The sequence below is a fragment of the Pseudomonas sp. BB438 genome (genome assembly GCF_057180225.1).
This window is the reverse complement of sequence record NZ_CM170001.1, coordinates 1,362,172-1,377,723: the sequence shown is the minus strand read 5'-3', so window position 1 is coordinate 1,377,723 and position 15,552 is coordinate 1,362,172. Positions and strand designations below refer to the sequence as shown.

The following is a 15,552-nucleotide window of genomic DNA, read 5'->3' as shown; positions in this document are numbered from 1 at the left end:
TCTATCGGGGCAGTTTCAGCCCGGCCTGGGCAATGATGTTGCGTTGGAGTTCGTTGGCACCGCCGCCGAACGTGTGCACGGTTCCCTTGCGATACCACTTCTCGATCAGCCCGTCGGCAAGTGTTCCGGGCCCGCCTTGCAGTAGCGAAACCGGGCCGAGGATTTCGTTCATCAGGCGCCCCAATTCCACATAGAGTTCGGAACCGAAGACCTTGGTCGTTGACGCCTCGACCATTCCGTTGCCACCGGATGTCATCACCCAGAGCGCCTTCAAGCACAACAGCTTCAGAGCCTCGAGGCGTACCTTCGCCAAGGCCAGGTTGCGCTGCACCCAGGGCTCCGCGAGCAGGCCCGCCAGCTCTGGCTCGCTCTTAAGCAGCCCCAGCGTCTGGTCATAGAGGACTGCCACATGGCCATAGTTGGCCAGCGACAAGCGCTCCAAGTTGAGCTGGCTGGTTACCAACGACCAGCCACTGTGCAACTCGCCGATGCGATAGCTATCCGGAACCCGTACGTCCTGGTAGTAGGTCACATTGGTACCTACCCCAAGAGTTTCGATGTGAGTGCAGGAAAACCCGCTAGCATCGGTTGGAACCAGGAAGATCGAGATTCCCTTGTGACGCTTGCTCGAATCTGGATCGGTGCGCGCGGCCAACCAGATGTACTGCGCGAAATCAGCACAGCTGGTCCAGATCTTCTGGCCGTTAATCACCCAATCGTCACCGTCGCGAACCGCACGAGTGCGTAACGTGGCCAGATCGCTTCCTGCACCAGGTTCGGAATAACCAATAGCCAGGTAAGCCTCTCCGGCCAAAATCTCGCCGACCACTTTCTCCCGCAGCTCCGGTTTGGCATAGCGCGCAACCATCGGGCCGATGGAGTTAGCCGACAGCGCCGGCCAAGGGAAACCGACGCGCTTGGCCTCCTCGACCAAGATGTACTGCTGCACCGGATCAGCATCACCGCCGCCCAGCGCCTTCGGCCAGGACAAGCGGATCCAGCCATCGGCGCCCAGTTGGCGCAATTTCTGCCAATAGATCGGGCCACCACCGTGCGCAAAACGAGCTTCGCGCAACTCGGCCTGGAAGTCAGCGGTCATCATCTGACTGCCCATATACTCGCGGACGCGCTGGCGAAACGCCTGGTGCTCAGGACTCAGGTCAACATGCATAGCTATTCCCTCATTCGTCTCGCAGCAGACCGCCAAGACGTTCAGTAGCTTCGATGAACTCTTCCAGAATTGTGTAGACAACCTCACGAACCGTGGACTCCTCGTGCATATCCCCCACGATCTGCCCTACTGGGTAACTCATGTACTCAGTGGCGCGCGACCGCTCGATACGCATGCGGGCCCCCTGGGTCGCGATGGTTTGCAACGGCATGGGTAGTGCTTTCGGCGCACCCGGTTGCTCCCAGGCGTCGCTGTATTTACTGCGCAGCATGCGGCACGGCTTTCCGGTCAGACTCCGTGATTGGATGGCGTCTTCGGCGCGCGCACTAAACATCCGCGCTTTCATGTCCGGAGAAAGGTCGCTTTTGTCGGTCCCCAGCCAGATCGATCCGCACCAGACGCCCTCGGCGCCAAGGGCCAGCGCAGCAGCCATCTGCCGGCCACGACCGATACCACCGGCAGCCAACACTGGGATGGGGGCCACAGCGTCGACGATCTGCGGCCAGAGCACCATCGAGGTGACCTTGCCTGTATGCCCGCCGGCTTCGCAGCCCTGCGCAATCAATACATCCACCCCGGCTTCGACCTGAGCCTTGGCGTGCTCTAGCGCGCCAACCAGAGAACCGACCTTGAGCCCTCGCTCATGGAGCATTTCGACCATGTCCCGAGGTGGAGTACCAAGCGCGTTCACCAATAACTTGACCGGGTGCTTGAACACCACTTCAAGCAGGCGCATGGAGGATTCCGGGGTCATGTTGGTGCGCTCGGCCTCGACCTGCATCATGCGCTCGGCCTCACCCGCCGGCAGCGGTGCTATACCACCCTCTGCACAAAGCTGATCGAGGAACTGCCGATGTTCGTCAGGAATCATCTTCAGCAGCTCAGCGCTGGCCATTGCTGCTCGCTTTTCATAGCGATTGGGGATCAGGATATCTACACCGTAGGGCTTGCCGGCACAGTGGGCGTCAATCCAGGCCAACTCCTCCTCGAGACGCTCCGGCGTGAACCCGGCGATCCCCAGAACCCCCATACCACCGGCTCGCGAAACCTCAGCGACCACATCGCGGCAGTGAGAAAAGGCAAAGATCGGCAGCTCGATATCGAGCATTGAGCAGACAGCGGTTTTCATATTGTTCTTGTCTCAACACAGTCTTGTGCCGCTACTATCGGGAGCCAGCGGTCTCGCCGGAAGGTCAAACAACCTCATTTTCGATCACCAATTCTCTGCCCCCATGAGTGACTTCATTCCTGCCGCCAGCAACATCGATTACCACGTGCCGTGCCTGCAATTGCTGAACGGTGTTCGCCGCCATGGCCTGCCGCTGGCAGCACTACTCGTCGAGGCGGGATTAGACCTGCGATTGCTAGAGGCAGAGCCGGTAACAATCGATACCCGCTCCTTCATCCGCCTGTTGCGCGGCCTGACGAGAGCGATGGACGACGAGTTTTTCGGCCTTACTCAGCATCGAGCCAAACAGGGCACCTCGGCCCTGCTGGTGGACCTTATGCTTGGTTGCTCCACTGTGGGCGCAGCGATCGAGCAGGCCGTGAACTTCTTCCGCATCGTCACCGACGACATAGAGCTGCATTGCGAGCAGGACGAGGAAGATTTTCGGCTGGTGGTGCAGTTGACCCGCCCAGAGCTGGACCCACAGGGTTTTCTCGGCGATTACTGGCTGATTTACCTGCAACGCTTCCTCAGCTGGTGCGCCGGCAGGCTGATACCGGTCAAGGCCGTCAGTTCCCCCTCACCAGCCGGACCAGGGCGCTTGCTGGATTTCCTGCGGCGGGACTGGCGCCCGGGGCAGGATCGCCTGAGCATTAGCATCAGCCGAAAATACTGGTCACTGCCCATCGTCAAGAGCCGCGCTGAATGGCACGACCACCACTCCCAGCTGGTACAGGATGGCGTTCTCGGCTGGCCAGGCGGTGATCACCTTTATGCAAACCAAGTCCGTGCCTTACTGCGTTCGGCATTCGTTCAACGCCTGCCACCGCCCAAGCTGCAGGACATTGCCGCGCTCCTATGCATGTCTGTTCAAACCCTGCACCGACACTTGCAACAGGAAGGCATGGGATACCAACGCATACTCGATGAGCTGCGCCGTGACTATGCGATCGACTTACTGGTCAAACAGCATCTGAGTGTCGCCAAGGCGGCAGAATACCTGGGGTTTGCTGAGACCCGGTCGTTCAGTCGGGCCTTCAAACAATGGACAGGGCAAACGCCCTCTGAACTGCGCCAACTGCATCGCTGATCCGAAAGGGGTTGTTTATCGAAAATAATCATATATATGATAGCCATGATTATACTCACCCCGTGGTGATCACGATGCTCCATGCACAAACCGATATGCCGGAAGCTACCTCACGAAGAGCCACCGGAGAGCGCCGCCAGCAGCTTTACAAAGTGGCCACGGAACTGTTCGCACACGATGGCTTCGCAGGCGTGAGCATGCGCCAATTGAGCGATCATTTGGGACTTTATCCGGGATCCTTGTACACCCATTTTGAAAGCAAGCAGGCATTGCTCTTCGAGCTCATCCGGGATCCGCTGGAGGAGCTGCTAAGTGAGACCGAGCATCGAGTTCGCTGCGCTGAGGGGACCGACGCGGCAATGCGCGCTTTCATTGCCTGTCATCTCGATTTCCAAATCCATCAACGCTATCGCGCATTGTTGCTCAACCTAGAGCTACGCTGCCTTGAACCAAGGTATCGCGATGAAGTGGATGTGCTGCTCAAACGTTATCGCGAATGCCTGGGTAGTATTGTCAGCACAGGCATAGCCAAGGGTATGTATCGGCAGCAGAGCGTCAGCACTTCCGTACAGGCAGTACTAGGCATGTTGTGCGGCGTGGCATGCTGGTTTGAGGATGGGCAGGCGTTAGACAAGGTCACCCTTACCGAGCATTTCGACCGAATGATTCGCGGCGCTTTGCAGTGCTCGAACTAAAAGGGGCGCTGTAACTCACCAGAGCCCCCTGAGCAGGTGCAAGGACCAGCGTTCTCCCGAGACACTCGCGAGAAATTATTCCCGCTATTTGCCGGATTGAAACCATCGCCCTCTCTAACAACAGAGGTGCGCCGTACACGGCCGAAGGCAGAGATTCACCTGCCGGTTTGCGCGACCGGTCGCCTGGGCCAGGAGAATCCGTATCAGGCCCGAAATCATCCACTTCACGACCGCCCAAACTACCGAGCAGCTTGCTCCGTAGCCTACAATCCAAGCCGATAACACAACCTCCACTGACCTGGGGTTAGTCTCGGAGTACCTCGGACAGCTTGACGTCCTCGAAGCCAGCCACCCAGGCCTTGTAGGCACCTTGCATGTGTTTGCGCCAATGGTTTTCCGCTTGCTCCTCGTCGCCAGCCTCGATGAGCTTGATCAGCTTTTCCTGCGACTTCATGCCCATCACGGTAAAGGCAATGGCCTCCTCGGTAGGCTGATTGCGTCGGAATAGAGATACGACACGAGCCTGATGCTGCTCGATAACCGAATGGATGGCCTGCCACAGATAGATCAGAGGACGGTTCCCTGAAAGCTGTACAAGCACCTCATGGAAATGAGCGACCGCCTGGCCGAACGCTTGAGGATCGTCGACAACCTTGCGCTCCTCCTCCAATGCAGAACGGAGCAGGTCTGGCGCGGTCTTGCGCGCATTCTTTACCACCAGGCGAACCGCTGCCGGCTCGAAAGCCAGGCGAGCCTGGTAGACCTCAGACACCGTGGTGCCTTCGGACTGCAGCACCATCAATGCGTAGTTGGAAATCAGACTCGGATCAGGTGCATGAATTACCGCCCCGCCACGGGCACCACGGGCAACACTGACCAAACGCTCAGCTTCGAGAATCCGATAAGCCTCTCGTATGGTTGGACGAGAGACTCCGAATTCCTCCATCAACTTACTTTCCGCCGGCAGCATGTCGCCTTCCTTCAGCTCACCGGAGACAATCAGCTTCTTGATACGGGCCGCGACGATCTGGGGCGCCTTCGGAATATGCAACGGCTGCTTCTGCTGGCCAGTGCCACCAGCCAGTGAAGTGAAATCGGCCTTGTTGTTCATGTTGAAGGAACATCCCTAATTTGTTTGGTGGATGGCAAAAAGCACAACGGTACCCGACCACGCAGGGTGGGTACAAAAATAGCAAAGAAATAAATGATTTACCTAGTCAAAGCACACAGCGGCGATTCTGCTCACTCTCAGTCCATAACGACATTTCCCGTGCGCTAGGTGGACCATGGTTCAGTCCTAACCAGGACGACTCACAGTCACCGCTCCTCCAAGCCTCCTGCTCGCGAGCTGCCACACGAGCCTGCTGCCAGCGCGCCTTGCGCTATCACCGCGTGCGGCAGATGCGCCCAACTGAGTAGGCAAGCCCTTCTCATCCTCCTCGCAGTTCGGATTCGAACTCAGCGATTAACTCGGGCAAATCGCACCCCATCACTTTGCACAGGTCCCGGATCTGGATGATGTCCAAACGGCGAACCCCCCGCTCCACATCACTCATGAAGGACTGAGGTCGCCCCAAAGCGCTCGAGCAGGCTTCCTGAGTGAGGCCTGCCTCTAATCGGCGTCGTTTCAGGACTGCGAGGAACACGCCGTACTCCTCTCGGTAAATCGCTTTGGTCATAGGTGCCGGCCTTCAGGGTCAGCGCAGCAACCTATATCTGGTTTTCAAATATCTGATTTTCAGATAATTTCGCCTTGCCGTCATGCGAGGTCCGCCCCACCACTGGCAATCGGCAAGCAACAGAGCGCACACGACTCTGCAATAACGACAGAAACTAAAGGGAAGAGAAGTGGCAAAGTACTTTTATTCGGAATGCTCGATAGAACAATTCGGCCCAGAACTGGACATGAGAAAAGTAAAGACAGCAATTGCTAGCGCCACAATAAATGGAAGAAAAGCCAAAAAAGTATCTCTCAGCAGAGAGCTACTCAATTACTTCAAGGATTCTGGCAAGGGGAAGCCACATAAGGTCTGGTTCATCGCGAGAAATAAAAAATCGCAGATCACAATAGTCGCAGTAGAGAACGAAAATGGTGAAATAAGCTTACCCAACACTGGGGGAAGCAAAGGCGCCATATTCGTATATAGCATCTGCGCATGGCTTGGAGCATGGACCTTCTCCTGGCCGATCATGAACGCATTTTTCTCTCGCGGAGACGAGGACAGAGCAGCGTTCATGTTTGGAACAGCATGCGGAATTTTGACGTTAGTCTTCTTAATTAAACTCTTGGCAAAAATCAAAGGCTTTAAGAGATGGCCAAAAGGAGAAATTGACCTTTTCACGATCGAGGAAAAACCACTCTTCTCATCCCATCAGAAAGCTGCTCATAAAGAAGGGTGGTAATAGCCAGATACCAATCAAGAGCTTTATAGCAAGCTCAATTACCCCATCTCAAACTAGGGCTCACGTTCCGGATAAGGGCCCTATCCCAAGATGAAAATTAATCGCACATGATCAGGGGCTATTGGATGCGGACGGTTCCTAGTCCGCTTTCCGCTGTGGATTCAACCGGTGAACGCAACACACTGAACCCTGTGTAAGCAGGAGGAGTGTTGCAGATGAAGCAAAGACCTCGGATCTACTACACCGAAAGCCAGAAGGCCTTGATGTGGGATCGCTGGAAGGCAGGTGACTCGCTCCAGCAGATTGCGCAGCTGTTCGATCGGAACCACTCCTCGATCCAAGGGATTCTTGCGGAGACAGGGGGCATTCGCCCAATCGCGCGACGACGTTCCAGGTTGGCGCTGACACTGGTTGAGCGCGAGGAGATTTCAAGAGCACTTGCCGTTGGCCAGTCGATTCGGCATATCGCGATGCGCCTGGAACGAGCCCCTTCCACCATCAGCCGCGAGATCAGCCGTAACGGTGGTTGCCGAAGCTACCGCGCCAACCAGGCTGATCAGGCGGCATGGGACAGGGCTCGTCGCCCAAAGCTTTGCAAGCTTGTCCGGTCCCCAAAGTTGGCGCAGCTTGTTGCGGAGAAGCTTCAGATCCAGTGGTCGCCCGAGCAGATCGCTGGGTGGTTGAAGCGTACTTACCCGGACGTGGTCGACCAAGTGTCACACGAGACCATCTACCGTAGCCTCTTCATCCAGGCCCGCGGCGCATTGAAGAAAGAGTTACTGGAGTATCTGCGCCGCAGCCGTGCGATGCGTCGGTCGCGTCACCACACCCAGAAAACCGACAACCATGGCCGCATCAGCGATACGCTTTCCATCAGCGAACGGCCGGCCTGCGTTGAGGATCGTGCGGTACCAGGGCACTGGGAAGGCGATCTGTTGTGCGGCAGTAAGAACAGATTGCCACGCTGCTTGAGCGCCGCAGCCGCTATGTGATGCTGGTGAGAGTAGATGGAAAGGACACCGAGACAGTGGTGAATGCACTGATCGAGAATGCCCGGCGATTGCCTCAGGAACTCTACCAATTCCTGACCTGGGATCGAGGCAAAGAGATGGCTGCTCACAAGCGGTTCACTCTGGCGACGGATATCCAAGTCTATTTTTGTGATCCACAGAATCCTTGGCAACGCGGGACGAATGAGAACACCAACGGCCTGCTACGGCAGTACTTTCCGAAGGGAACTGATCTCTCGCGGTACTCGCAGGACGCGCTGGATAAGGTCGCTCGGCGGTTGAACGAACGACCCAGAAAGACCCTGGGGTACTCGACTCCCGCCGAGTGTTTTAATCAGGCTGTTGCGTCGATCGGTTGAATCCACAGTCGGTAGCGGCCTCTCGCCAGGGGCAGCAACCGGCCAATAGGAGACATCAAAGCCGCTAGCAGCCTTCTCGAGAGCGTCGTACTCATTGGCAGGAGACGTACGGCCAGCATTGAAAGCGAACCTGTGAAATGGGTCACAAAGTCGTCGACGACAATGTACTGATGTACTAAATCCGAGATGCTTCAGCTCAAACCATCAGGAGCTTGGCGACGCCAAGCAACGAAAGATTGTGAGGTGCTGGAAATGACAGGCAGAAACGGCGAGCACAGCGTCGTATTGGCAGCAAAACAACAACGCCTGCTGGATTTCATACGGAGAGTTGGCGGCTATCCTCGCAGCGCTGAAGAACATGCCGAGCTGCAAAGTTTACTAGCGGCGGCATCCGAGGCGTATTTTGGCTCCGTTGATCGCGGCAGAACGCAGCAGTAAGACTGGTGCGACGTTCTCATTAGCCGGAATTGAAGGATTGGCCGCAGACGCCGACCCGCTATGCTGCAATGACCACTACGGATGGAGGTGCGGATGGAAACGTCTCCCGCTTTGGTCACTGCATGCAGCGCAGGAAATGATCGAGCTCGCAACCCTAGCCTTCCTAGAGCTGACTCCCTTCTTACGCGAACAGATCAGACTGCTAATCCCTGCTTCGATGTCTCGCGAGGAGGCTGGGTCTTTCTTTCGGCATAAAGCCTGGTCAGAGCTGTGCCATGCGGCAAAGCAAGCAGGCATTCAACCAATGGATTACGCGAGCCAGGTGATTGAGCTGTATCGTCGTGAACTTGCGCAGAACAGACGGCTGCCCCCCGGGGAACTACTCAAACTACTTGGATAGGCGCCCACGCGATCCACTCGCTTAGTGTGGAAGCGCAAGAGCCTCTTTTACTGTGGTCATGAGTGCCGTGAGATCAAATGGCTTGTCGAGAAAGCGGTAGGCCGGGAAGTCTCTACTCCAGGAGCCACCTGACATAATGATAATGGGGATGCTTGGGGATCTCTGCGCAATTTGGCGCGCTAGCTCCAAGCCGTCAATTTCTCCTGGCATTGAGATATCAGTGAGCAGGAGGGCAAGTTGACTTGGATTTGCATTGATCCACGCGAGTCCATCATCAGCACTTCCAAGAACGATGGCGGGGATTCCGTAATCTTCCATCGCCAGCCCCAGGACTCCGGCAAGAGTCGAATCATCATCGAGAATGAGTACGTATGTGACGCATTCTGTGGGTGGGCCTCGGAGCGTTTCCATGCCTAATCTCCTGCGTGTGCAGCGGTAGAAGGCACTCCCTCGCCTACGTTCACATTATTCGCGTTACCCGTTTTTTATCCGACGCACGGTGGAGTTGATGGGTAACTCAGCCAAATCAGGTTTACGCCAGTACTCTGACCTCTCGCTGCGAGCCATCCAGAGCTGTGGGTAATTTCAGGCTGCTTTTGAATGCCCGGTGAATGCCCGTGACTCGCTTGTAGGCTCTCCAAAATAAATACGCAGCACTCGATGTTGCGCCGAAGCTCGTTGAAGCGCTGAGCAGAAAAGGGGGGATCAGATGGGGCGGCTTCTGTAGAGAGCTCATCCGCCAACATCCTCAGAAAGCACGTAGCGATGTTTAGACCAGAGGTGAATCGTCGATCGTCCATACCGTCCTCGGCTGACGACCGAACGGGGGAAGGGATTTCCGCCAAAACTCGGGCGCTATGAGGTCACACTCCTCCCTTATCTCTGATTCTGCAATCGATTTGGTTGAACACAGGGCCTAAGGGCGTGTCACCTAGTACCTGTCGATGTCAGCTATGGGTCGGTAGTAGACATCAGCCCCCGAAGCGCAGGTTGCTCTCAGTAGTGTTGGCTGTACATTGCATCGCTGGATGGCCAATGGGCGCGCAGGCTTTAATCTCACAATGAGAGCCTCCAGCAAGCCCAGGTCCCGGTGCTTCAGCGTCCTCTCCGCGTCCCTGTTCAGAAGCTCACGTTTAGCCCCAGGCGAATACCGTTGTCCTTGTAGCCATCGCCGAACTGCCCCGAGTAACCCAGGTCCACCGTGGTGCCACTGGCAACCTGCGCGGTGACGCCCAACTGTGCCAGCGCGGTGTCCTGTGCCAGTGGCGTGCCCTTGACAGTGAATGCGTCGCCACCGGCAAACGACAGCTGGCGCTTCGGATCGAGGTCGTCAAACGCGTGCTGCCAGCCGAGAGTCCCCAGCAGCGCAAGCGGCACCGAGCCCACTGTGGTCAGCGCCGTGGAGGCATGCAGGCCGAGGGTGCCGTAGGTCACCTCGTCCTGCTCTCTGTTGCCACGTAGTGCGGTGCTGCCGCCGTGCTCCTTGAAACTGTCGCTGTCGACCTTGACGTGTGCCAGCCCGGCGAAGGGTTCCAGGATGAAGTCGCCGGCAGCAATGGCATAGCCCAGTTCGCCGAAGACTTGAGTGGTGTTGGCGTCGTAACCGGCCTTGTCGTGCTCGGCGAGGCTGCCGACCTGCACGTGGCGGCTGCTGTCGATGTCGTTCCAGGCGTGCGAGGCGCCGAGGCGCAGGTTCAGGGCATCCCACTGGCCGGAGGCGAACAGGGTCAGCGAGGTGCTATCGATCTCGGCCGAGGAGCTGCGAGCGTCGACGTCGAGCTTGCTGGTGCCATAGCCAGCCGCGACGCCGACGCGCCAGTTGTCGCCCACCGGCAGGTCGATGCCGAGCAGGGTGCCGCGGCTGTCGTGATCCATGCGCGCAGTGTTGCTGTTGCCGCTGGTGTCGCCCCAACCGCCATAGCCTTGCAGCCAGAAGGTCATGCCACTGTCGGCGTCGGTGTGCAGGATGGCGTCGGTCGAGGCCTGTCCTTGAGCCGCACGCAGGCGTTGGCCAATGGCATCGCGCACGTATCGGCTGTCGTCGAACAGCGCACCCTGGGTGCTGGAATGCAGTTCGCCGGAGAGACTGTCGTAGGCAGCTTGAGCCTGCTCGACGCTGAGCACGCTGATGGCGTTGTACAGCGAGCCCGTTGCGAGCGATTCGACGCCGGAGGCAGCTGAGCGCTGGTTGTAGGTACGGCCCGCGGAGATGAAGCTGACGTCGTTGCGCTCCAGGGTCAGCTCTACGCCGGTGGTGCTGTAAGCCAGCTGCGGGGTGAGGAACGCCAGATTGCTGCTGACAGCGGCGAAGGTGCCGTTGAGCGAGGCGGCCTGGACGATGCCGTAGGCGGTACTGGGCGCCCAATCCTCCGTACCGGCGAGTACGTTGAGATTGGCGCCATTCAGATTGACGGCGCCGGTGGAGATGAGCCGGTCCGAGTTGCCATCCGGCGCGCTTTCTACTTCCAGGATCGAGCCGGCGCCCAGGGTCACGTCGCCATCCACGGTGAGGGTGCCGATGGAGTTGCCCGGCGCCAGTTTCGCACCGCTGACGAGGGTGACATTGCCGTCGATGACGCCGTGGCCACCGAGCGTAGCACCGCTGACGACGTCCACGTTACTGGTTAAGCGCGCGCTCGAACCCGCGCTGCCGCCAACGACCAGTCGCCCACCTTCCACCCGGGTACCGCCGCCGACGCTGGAGTCGCTTTCCAGTTCCAAAGCGCCGGCCCCGCGCTTGACCAAGCTGCCGCTGCCGGATATGACATTGGCGAAGCTGGAGGTGCTGTCTTGATCGAGAATCAGGCGTGCGTTGTTGGTGATGGCTCCGCTGCCGAAGCTGCCGGCCGAGCCGGTGAGTGTGCCCGCACTGATGAGTGTGCCGCCGCTGTAGCTGTTGCTGCCCAAGGTTAGGTTTCCGGCACCGGTCTTGGTCAGCGAGCCGTTGCCGGAAATGGCATTGGACAGCGTGGCATCAGTGGTTTGGTGGAGCACCAGCGCTGCATTGTCGACAATCGCGCCGCTGCCGAAGCTGCCGGCCGAGCCGGTGAGCGTGCCCGCGCTGATCAGTGTGCTGCCGCTGTAGCTGTTGTTGCCGGTCAATACCAGCATGCCATCACCAAGCTTGGTCAGTGCGCCACTGCCGGAAAGCGCCTGGCCGAGGCTAAAGGTGTTGCTGGCGTCAGCGATATCGATGGCGCCACCGTCAGAACCAAACACGACGTTGCGCGCCGTGCTCTGGAAACTGTTGCCGGTGACGCTCAGGGTGCCACCCTCGAAGTCGAGATTGGCGGAGGACGCGCCGAGGTTGGCGTCGCTGGATACCGAAAGGGTACCCAGGCTCAGACGCGTGCTCTGCGTGTAGGTGTTAGAGCCGCGGAGCACCAAGGTGCCCAGGCCGGTCTTGTCGATACCGGCACCCGTCAGTGAGTTGTCGACGTAAGCTGTCCAAGCGCTCGCCGCTTGGCTACCGTCGCCAACCCGTACTTCTCCCAGAGCACTCGGCACGGTGCCGGTCACCGCCAGGTCGTCGCCTACCAGGTGATAGCCGTCGCTGGCGAACTGGATGCCCTGAGCCTTGATGGCGCCAGCGCTGCTATCGAGGGTCACCGTGCCGGCCGCGCCGCCAAAGATGGAAAACGCATCATTGGGGTTGCGCCAGGCGGTGACGCTGCCTGTAGCATCCGTCCAGTTCGCACCGGACTGCGACCAGACACCTGAGCCGCCGCCCATCTGCGAGGCACTCGCAAGTCCGTTGGCGTTCCAGAAGTTGAGGGGCTGGTTGATCGCATTGATCAGGTTGATCTGCTTGTTGACGGTCAAGACCTGCAGCGACGACCCCGCCTGCGGAATCAGGCCTCCATTGCTCATGGTCAGAGCACCGCCCCAATCGAACAGCCGATAAAGGCCAGGGCCGTAGCCCCCCGCGTCGAGCAGGTTGAGTTGGGCGCCCTGCAGATTTAGGTCACCAGTTACCGAGACGCCATGGCTGGCCCCCGGCGTGGAGAATCCGTTCGAGGTGCCCAGGCTAAAGTCCGCCAGGCTGCCTTGGCGCAGGGTCAGGTCACCGGCGATGGTAAACACCCCGACCGGTGCGCCCGAAGCGAGATGACCGCCAGAGGCGACATCGACGTTGCCAGCCACGGTGCCGAAGCCACCCAGCGAAGCGCCGCTGGAAACCGAAACCGGACCTGCGACGCGGGCCGATGCATGGCTGCTATCTCCGACCAGCAAAGTGCCGGACGTCACCTGGGTGCCACCGGTGTAGGTGTTAATGCCATTGAGGACCAGGTTGGCCGCGCCGTTCTTGGTCAGGCTGCCATTGGTACCGGAAACGTCGCCGTTCAAAGCCAGGTCGTTGCTCCCGGCCAGGGTCAAGTTACGGGTGCCCAAGTTAATGTTGTTGCCTAGCGAAAGTCCGCCTGCATCAAGAGTGGAGTTGGCGCTCAGAGTCAGCTGACTGCTACCGAGGCTGGTACTGTTCTGCAGGATCAGAGTGCCACCACCCAGCGTCGAGTTGCCGGTGAAATCGTTGGCACCGGTCAGGGTCACGGTATTGGTCCCGGCCTTGTTCAGCCCGCCGGTACCGGAAATCTTGCCCACCAGGGTCAGGTCATTGCTGCCGGTAAGGGTCAGGTTGCCGTTGAGCTGGATCAGGTTGGTCAGGGTCTGGGCGGTGCTGGTGTCCAGCGCCGCCGTACCGCCCACGCCGGCAGTTAAGGTACCGCCGCCGGTGGCCCCGGCGTTGGCAAGGATTAGCCTGCCGGCGTTGATGTTGAGGCCGCCACCGAAGTTGTTGGTGCCGCTCAGGGTCAGGTCGGCGTTGCCGGTCTTGGTCAGCGAGCCGGTGCCGTTGATCGCCCCGCCCAAGGTCATGGCAGCGCCGCTGTTCACCGTCAGGTTAGCGCCGTTGAGCAAGATGCCATTGTTCACGGACAAAGCGCTCGAGTTTGCCAGGGTGCTGGCGCCGGTCACGTTCAGGCCTTCGGTTCCAAGCGCCGCAGCGTTGCCGAGGGTCAGGGTGCCGGCGGTCAGGGTGGTGCCGCCGCTGAAGTCATTGGTGCCGGCGAGGGTCAGGTTGCCGGTGCCGGTCTTGGTCAGGGCGCCGGCACCGGTGAGCACGCCGGACAGGGTCAGGCCATTAACGCTGTTGCTGACTAGCAGGCCATTGGTATCGAGGGTGATGCCGTTGCTCACCGTAGCACCCGCTACCGCAGCGCCCAACCCGCCTCCGTTGGCTGTAACGGTTGCGCCGGTGAGGGCCGCGCTGTCGACATTGAGTAAGCCGCCGTTGAGCGCGACCGCCGGGTTGACAGTGCCGCCCGCGAACAGCTGGTTGGTCAATGACCAGGTACCGCTGGTGACGTTCAGTTTACTGAAATTGATGTATTTGCTGCCGTCAATGGTGCCCGAGCCGGTCAACCCAGAGCCTCCCCCGATGACGTTCTGCAGATTGAGGGTGTTGCCGTTGTTGGCAGTACCTGCATTGACAATGCCCGCCGGCGCGTAGGCGAGACCTAGGCCGCCGAGCACGCCAAGATCGACTCCGACACCCGCCCCAGCGCTCATCGCTGAGCCGGTGATGGCGTTGAAGGTGTTGGCGCCGGCGCCGGCGCCCAGGTTGATACTGCCGGTGACCGTACCGGCGTTGGTGAAGGTGTTGCCTGCGGCCGACGCCTGCATCGCCACGCGGCCGGTGATGAGGCCTGACGCATTGTTGGTCAGCTCATTTCTGGCACCGCCACGCAGTGCGATCACCGGCATGTCTTCCGGCAGAACAGCGGCGCCAAGCAGCGCAGTGCCGCTGATCAGCCCGGTGTTATTAACGGTAGTGGTGCCACCTACGCCGTTCTGCACCACCAGGCCGATCCCGCCGAGCCCCAGCAGGTTCGCCGAGAGCAGACCGGAAGTGCCCATGATCTGGCCCGTGGAGAGGTTGTTGACCGTCACCGTGCTGCCAGCGGCATTGCTGAGGTTGAGACCGGAAGCCAAGGAAACCAGGCCCGGCTGCAGCGAAGGATCGATACGCCCGGCGTTGTTCACGGTGGTGCCGGTTCCGGTGAGCGACACCGCGTTGACCATGTCGACAACGCCGGGATAGATCTGCGAACCGTTCTGAACATTGACCGTCAGGTTACTGGTCGAGCTAACTAAGCCCACGGTAATGCCTGAACAGCTCACAGTGGATCCCACCGTTACGCAGAGCGCCTGTGCCGGCGTACTGAAAAGGCCGGAAACTATACCGGCTGCCGCCATGCTGACGGCCAGCGGCAACGGAGCGAAATGGGCGGTAAAGGCTTTGCTATGTTTGCTGCTATGCATGGTCATTCCTTTTCGCATGACGGGGAGCAGTGAGGTCTCGTGCAAGACAGTGCTTGCGCTGACTGTGCAGACGTCGCCTGGGTGTATTTCGCCAGGGCTGGCTGAATCGATAACCCTTCGAACACTGGGAACACCCTATCGACGCTACACCAGTCGAAGGCAGACGAATCTCTCCCACGAACTCATCCTTGTTTTTATGGAGTGCATTGCCGAAGCGATTGGCCTAGCCGCGACTGGCGAAGCCGCGGTATCAACTCCTTTTGCGCGAATCGACGTTGAAGCGGTCAACGGTTCTCAACATCCCTCTGAGTTGCCGCGCGCACTCTTTCGCTCTCGGCGCCTGGGGCATAGCAAGAGTTCCAAAGTTGGCACGAACGTTCAGAGTGGTAGCGCCATCGTATCCCGAGTTAATGCTGTTTTGCCATTATCTCTGAGCGAGTGGCTCGGAAATTCAGCTACTCAGCACCTGCGGCGCACGGCGGGCTGCGTATGAAGAG

Annotated in this window: 10 protein-coding genes and 1 pseudogene; 5 read left to right on the top strand and 6 right to left on the bottom strand. The window is 59.0% G+C overall.

The features are described 5' to 3' along the window. Position 1: 1 nt before the first annotated feature. Together AC1ZV1_RS06540 and AC1ZV1_RS06535 are read right to left on the bottom strand one after the other, a co-directional pair. Positions 2 to 1,171, bottom strand: coding sequence for an acyl-CoA dehydrogenase family protein (locus AC1ZV1_RS06540; RefSeq protein ID WP_484296015.1), 1,170 nt, complete (start codon positions 1,169 to 1,171; stop codon positions 2 to 4). Positions 1,172 to 1,181: 10 nt separating this feature from the next. Continuing rightward, positions 1,182 to 2,300, bottom strand: a complete 1,119-nt coding sequence (locus tag AC1ZV1_RS06535) for a nitronate monooxygenase (protein ID WP_233299249.1) — start codon at positions 2,298 to 2,300, stop codon at positions 1,182 to 1,184. A gap of 103 nt (positions 2,301 to 2,403) precedes the next feature. On the opposite strand from AC1ZV1_RS06535, the gene AC1ZV1_RS06530 reads away from it, so the two are divergent. Then, positions 2,404 to 3,429, top strand: coding sequence for a helix-turn-helix transcriptional regulator (locus AC1ZV1_RS06530; RefSeq protein ID WP_484296014.1), 1,026 nt, complete (start codon positions 2,404 to 2,406; stop codon positions 3,427 to 3,429). Between the two features lie 74 nt (positions 3,430 to 3,503). After that, positions 3,504 to 4,124: a TetR/AcrR family transcriptional regulator gene (locus AC1ZV1_RS06525; protein WP_233299251.1), complete on the top strand. Its 621-nt coding sequence runs from the start codon at positions 3,504 to 3,506 to the stop codon at positions 4,122 to 4,124. Between the two features lie 304 nt (positions 4,125 to 4,428). Here AC1ZV1_RS06525 and AC1ZV1_RS06520 read toward each other — a convergent pair whose 3' ends face one another. Together AC1ZV1_RS06520 and AC1ZV1_RS06515 are read right to left on the bottom strand one after the other, a co-directional pair. Beyond that, a complete protein-coding gene (locus AC1ZV1_RS06520; RefSeq protein WP_233299252.1) occupies positions 4,429 to 5,235 on the bottom strand; it encodes a FadR/GntR family transcriptional regulator in 807 nt (268 codons plus the stop codon). A 319-nt stretch (positions 5,236 to 5,554) separates the two neighbouring features. After that, positions 5,555 to 5,803 (bottom strand): helix-turn-helix domain-containing protein, encoded by a 249-nt coding sequence (locus AC1ZV1_RS06515; protein ID WP_484296013.1) that lies wholly within the window; start codon positions 5,801 to 5,803, stop codon positions 5,555 to 5,557. A gap of 169 nt (positions 5,804 to 5,972) precedes the next feature. On the opposite strand from AC1ZV1_RS06515, the gene AC1ZV1_RS06510 reads away from it, so the two are divergent. The 3 genes and pseudogenes from AC1ZV1_RS06510 (at position 5,973) to AC1ZV1_RS06500 (ending at position 8,334) form a co-directional block, all read left to right on the top strand. After that, entirely contained in the window at positions 5,973 to 6,527 is a 555-nt protein-coding gene (locus tag AC1ZV1_RS06510) for a hypothetical protein (RefSeq protein ID WP_484296012.1), read from the top strand. A 215-nt stretch (positions 6,528 to 6,742) separates the two neighbouring features. Then, a pseudogene (locus AC1ZV1_RS06505) lies at positions 6,743 to 7,896 on the top strand (IS30 family transposase). 186 nt (positions 7,897 to 8,082) lie between these two features. Next, the gene (locus AC1ZV1_RS06500) at positions 8,083 to 8,334 is read left to right on the top strand and encodes a hypothetical protein (protein WP_416773984.1); all 252 of its coding nucleotides are present in this window, start codon (positions 8,083 to 8,085) and stop codon (positions 8,332 to 8,334) included. Positions 8,335 to 8,755: 421 nt separating this feature from the next. Here the strand turns inward: AC1ZV1_RS06500 and AC1ZV1_RS06495 are convergent, their stop codons facing one another. Beyond that, positions 8,756 to 9,145, bottom strand: coding sequence for a response regulator (locus tag AC1ZV1_RS06495; RefSeq protein ID WP_484296011.1), 390 nt, complete (start codon positions 9,143 to 9,145; stop codon positions 8,756 to 8,758). Between the two features lie 708 nt (positions 9,146 to 9,853). Then, complete coding sequence (locus AC1ZV1_RS06490; protein WP_484296010.1) at positions 9,854 to 14,893, bottom strand: autotransporter domain-containing protein; 5,040 nt, start codon at positions 14,891 to 14,893, stop codon at positions 9,854 to 9,856. Positions 14,894 to 15,552 lie beyond the last annotated feature (659 nt).

Coding starts and splice junctions, on each gene's coding strand:
- AC1ZV1_RS06515 (WP_484296013.1), bottom strand. CDS start 5,803: ATGACCAAAGCGATTTACCGAGAGGAGTACGGCGTGTTCCTCGCAGTC.
- AC1ZV1_RS06535 (WP_233299249.1), bottom strand. CDS start 2,300: ATGAAAACCGCTGTCTGCTCAATGCTCGATATCGAGCTGCCGATCTTT.
- AC1ZV1_RS06520 (WP_233299252.1), bottom strand. CDS start 5,235: ATGAACAACAAGGCCGATTTCACTTCACTGGCTGGTGGCACTGGCCAG.
- AC1ZV1_RS06500 (WP_416773984.1), top strand. CDS start 8,083: ATGCTTCAGCTCAAACCATCAGGAGCTTGGCGACGCCAAGCAACGAAA.
- AC1ZV1_RS06495 (WP_484296011.1), bottom strand. CDS start 9,145: ATGGAAACGCTCCGAGGCCCACCCACAGAATGCGTCACATACGTACTC.
- AC1ZV1_RS06530 (WP_484296014.1), top strand. CDS start 2,404: ATGAGTGACTTCATTCCTGCCGCCAGCAACATCGATTACCACGTGCCG.
- AC1ZV1_RS06525 (WP_233299251.1), top strand. CDS start 3,504: ATGCTCCATGCACAAACCGATATGCCGGAAGCTACCTCACGAAGAGCC.
- AC1ZV1_RS06540 (WP_484296015.1), bottom strand. CDS start 1,171: ATGCATGTTGACCTGAGTCCTGAGCACCAGGCGTTTCGCCAGCGCGTC.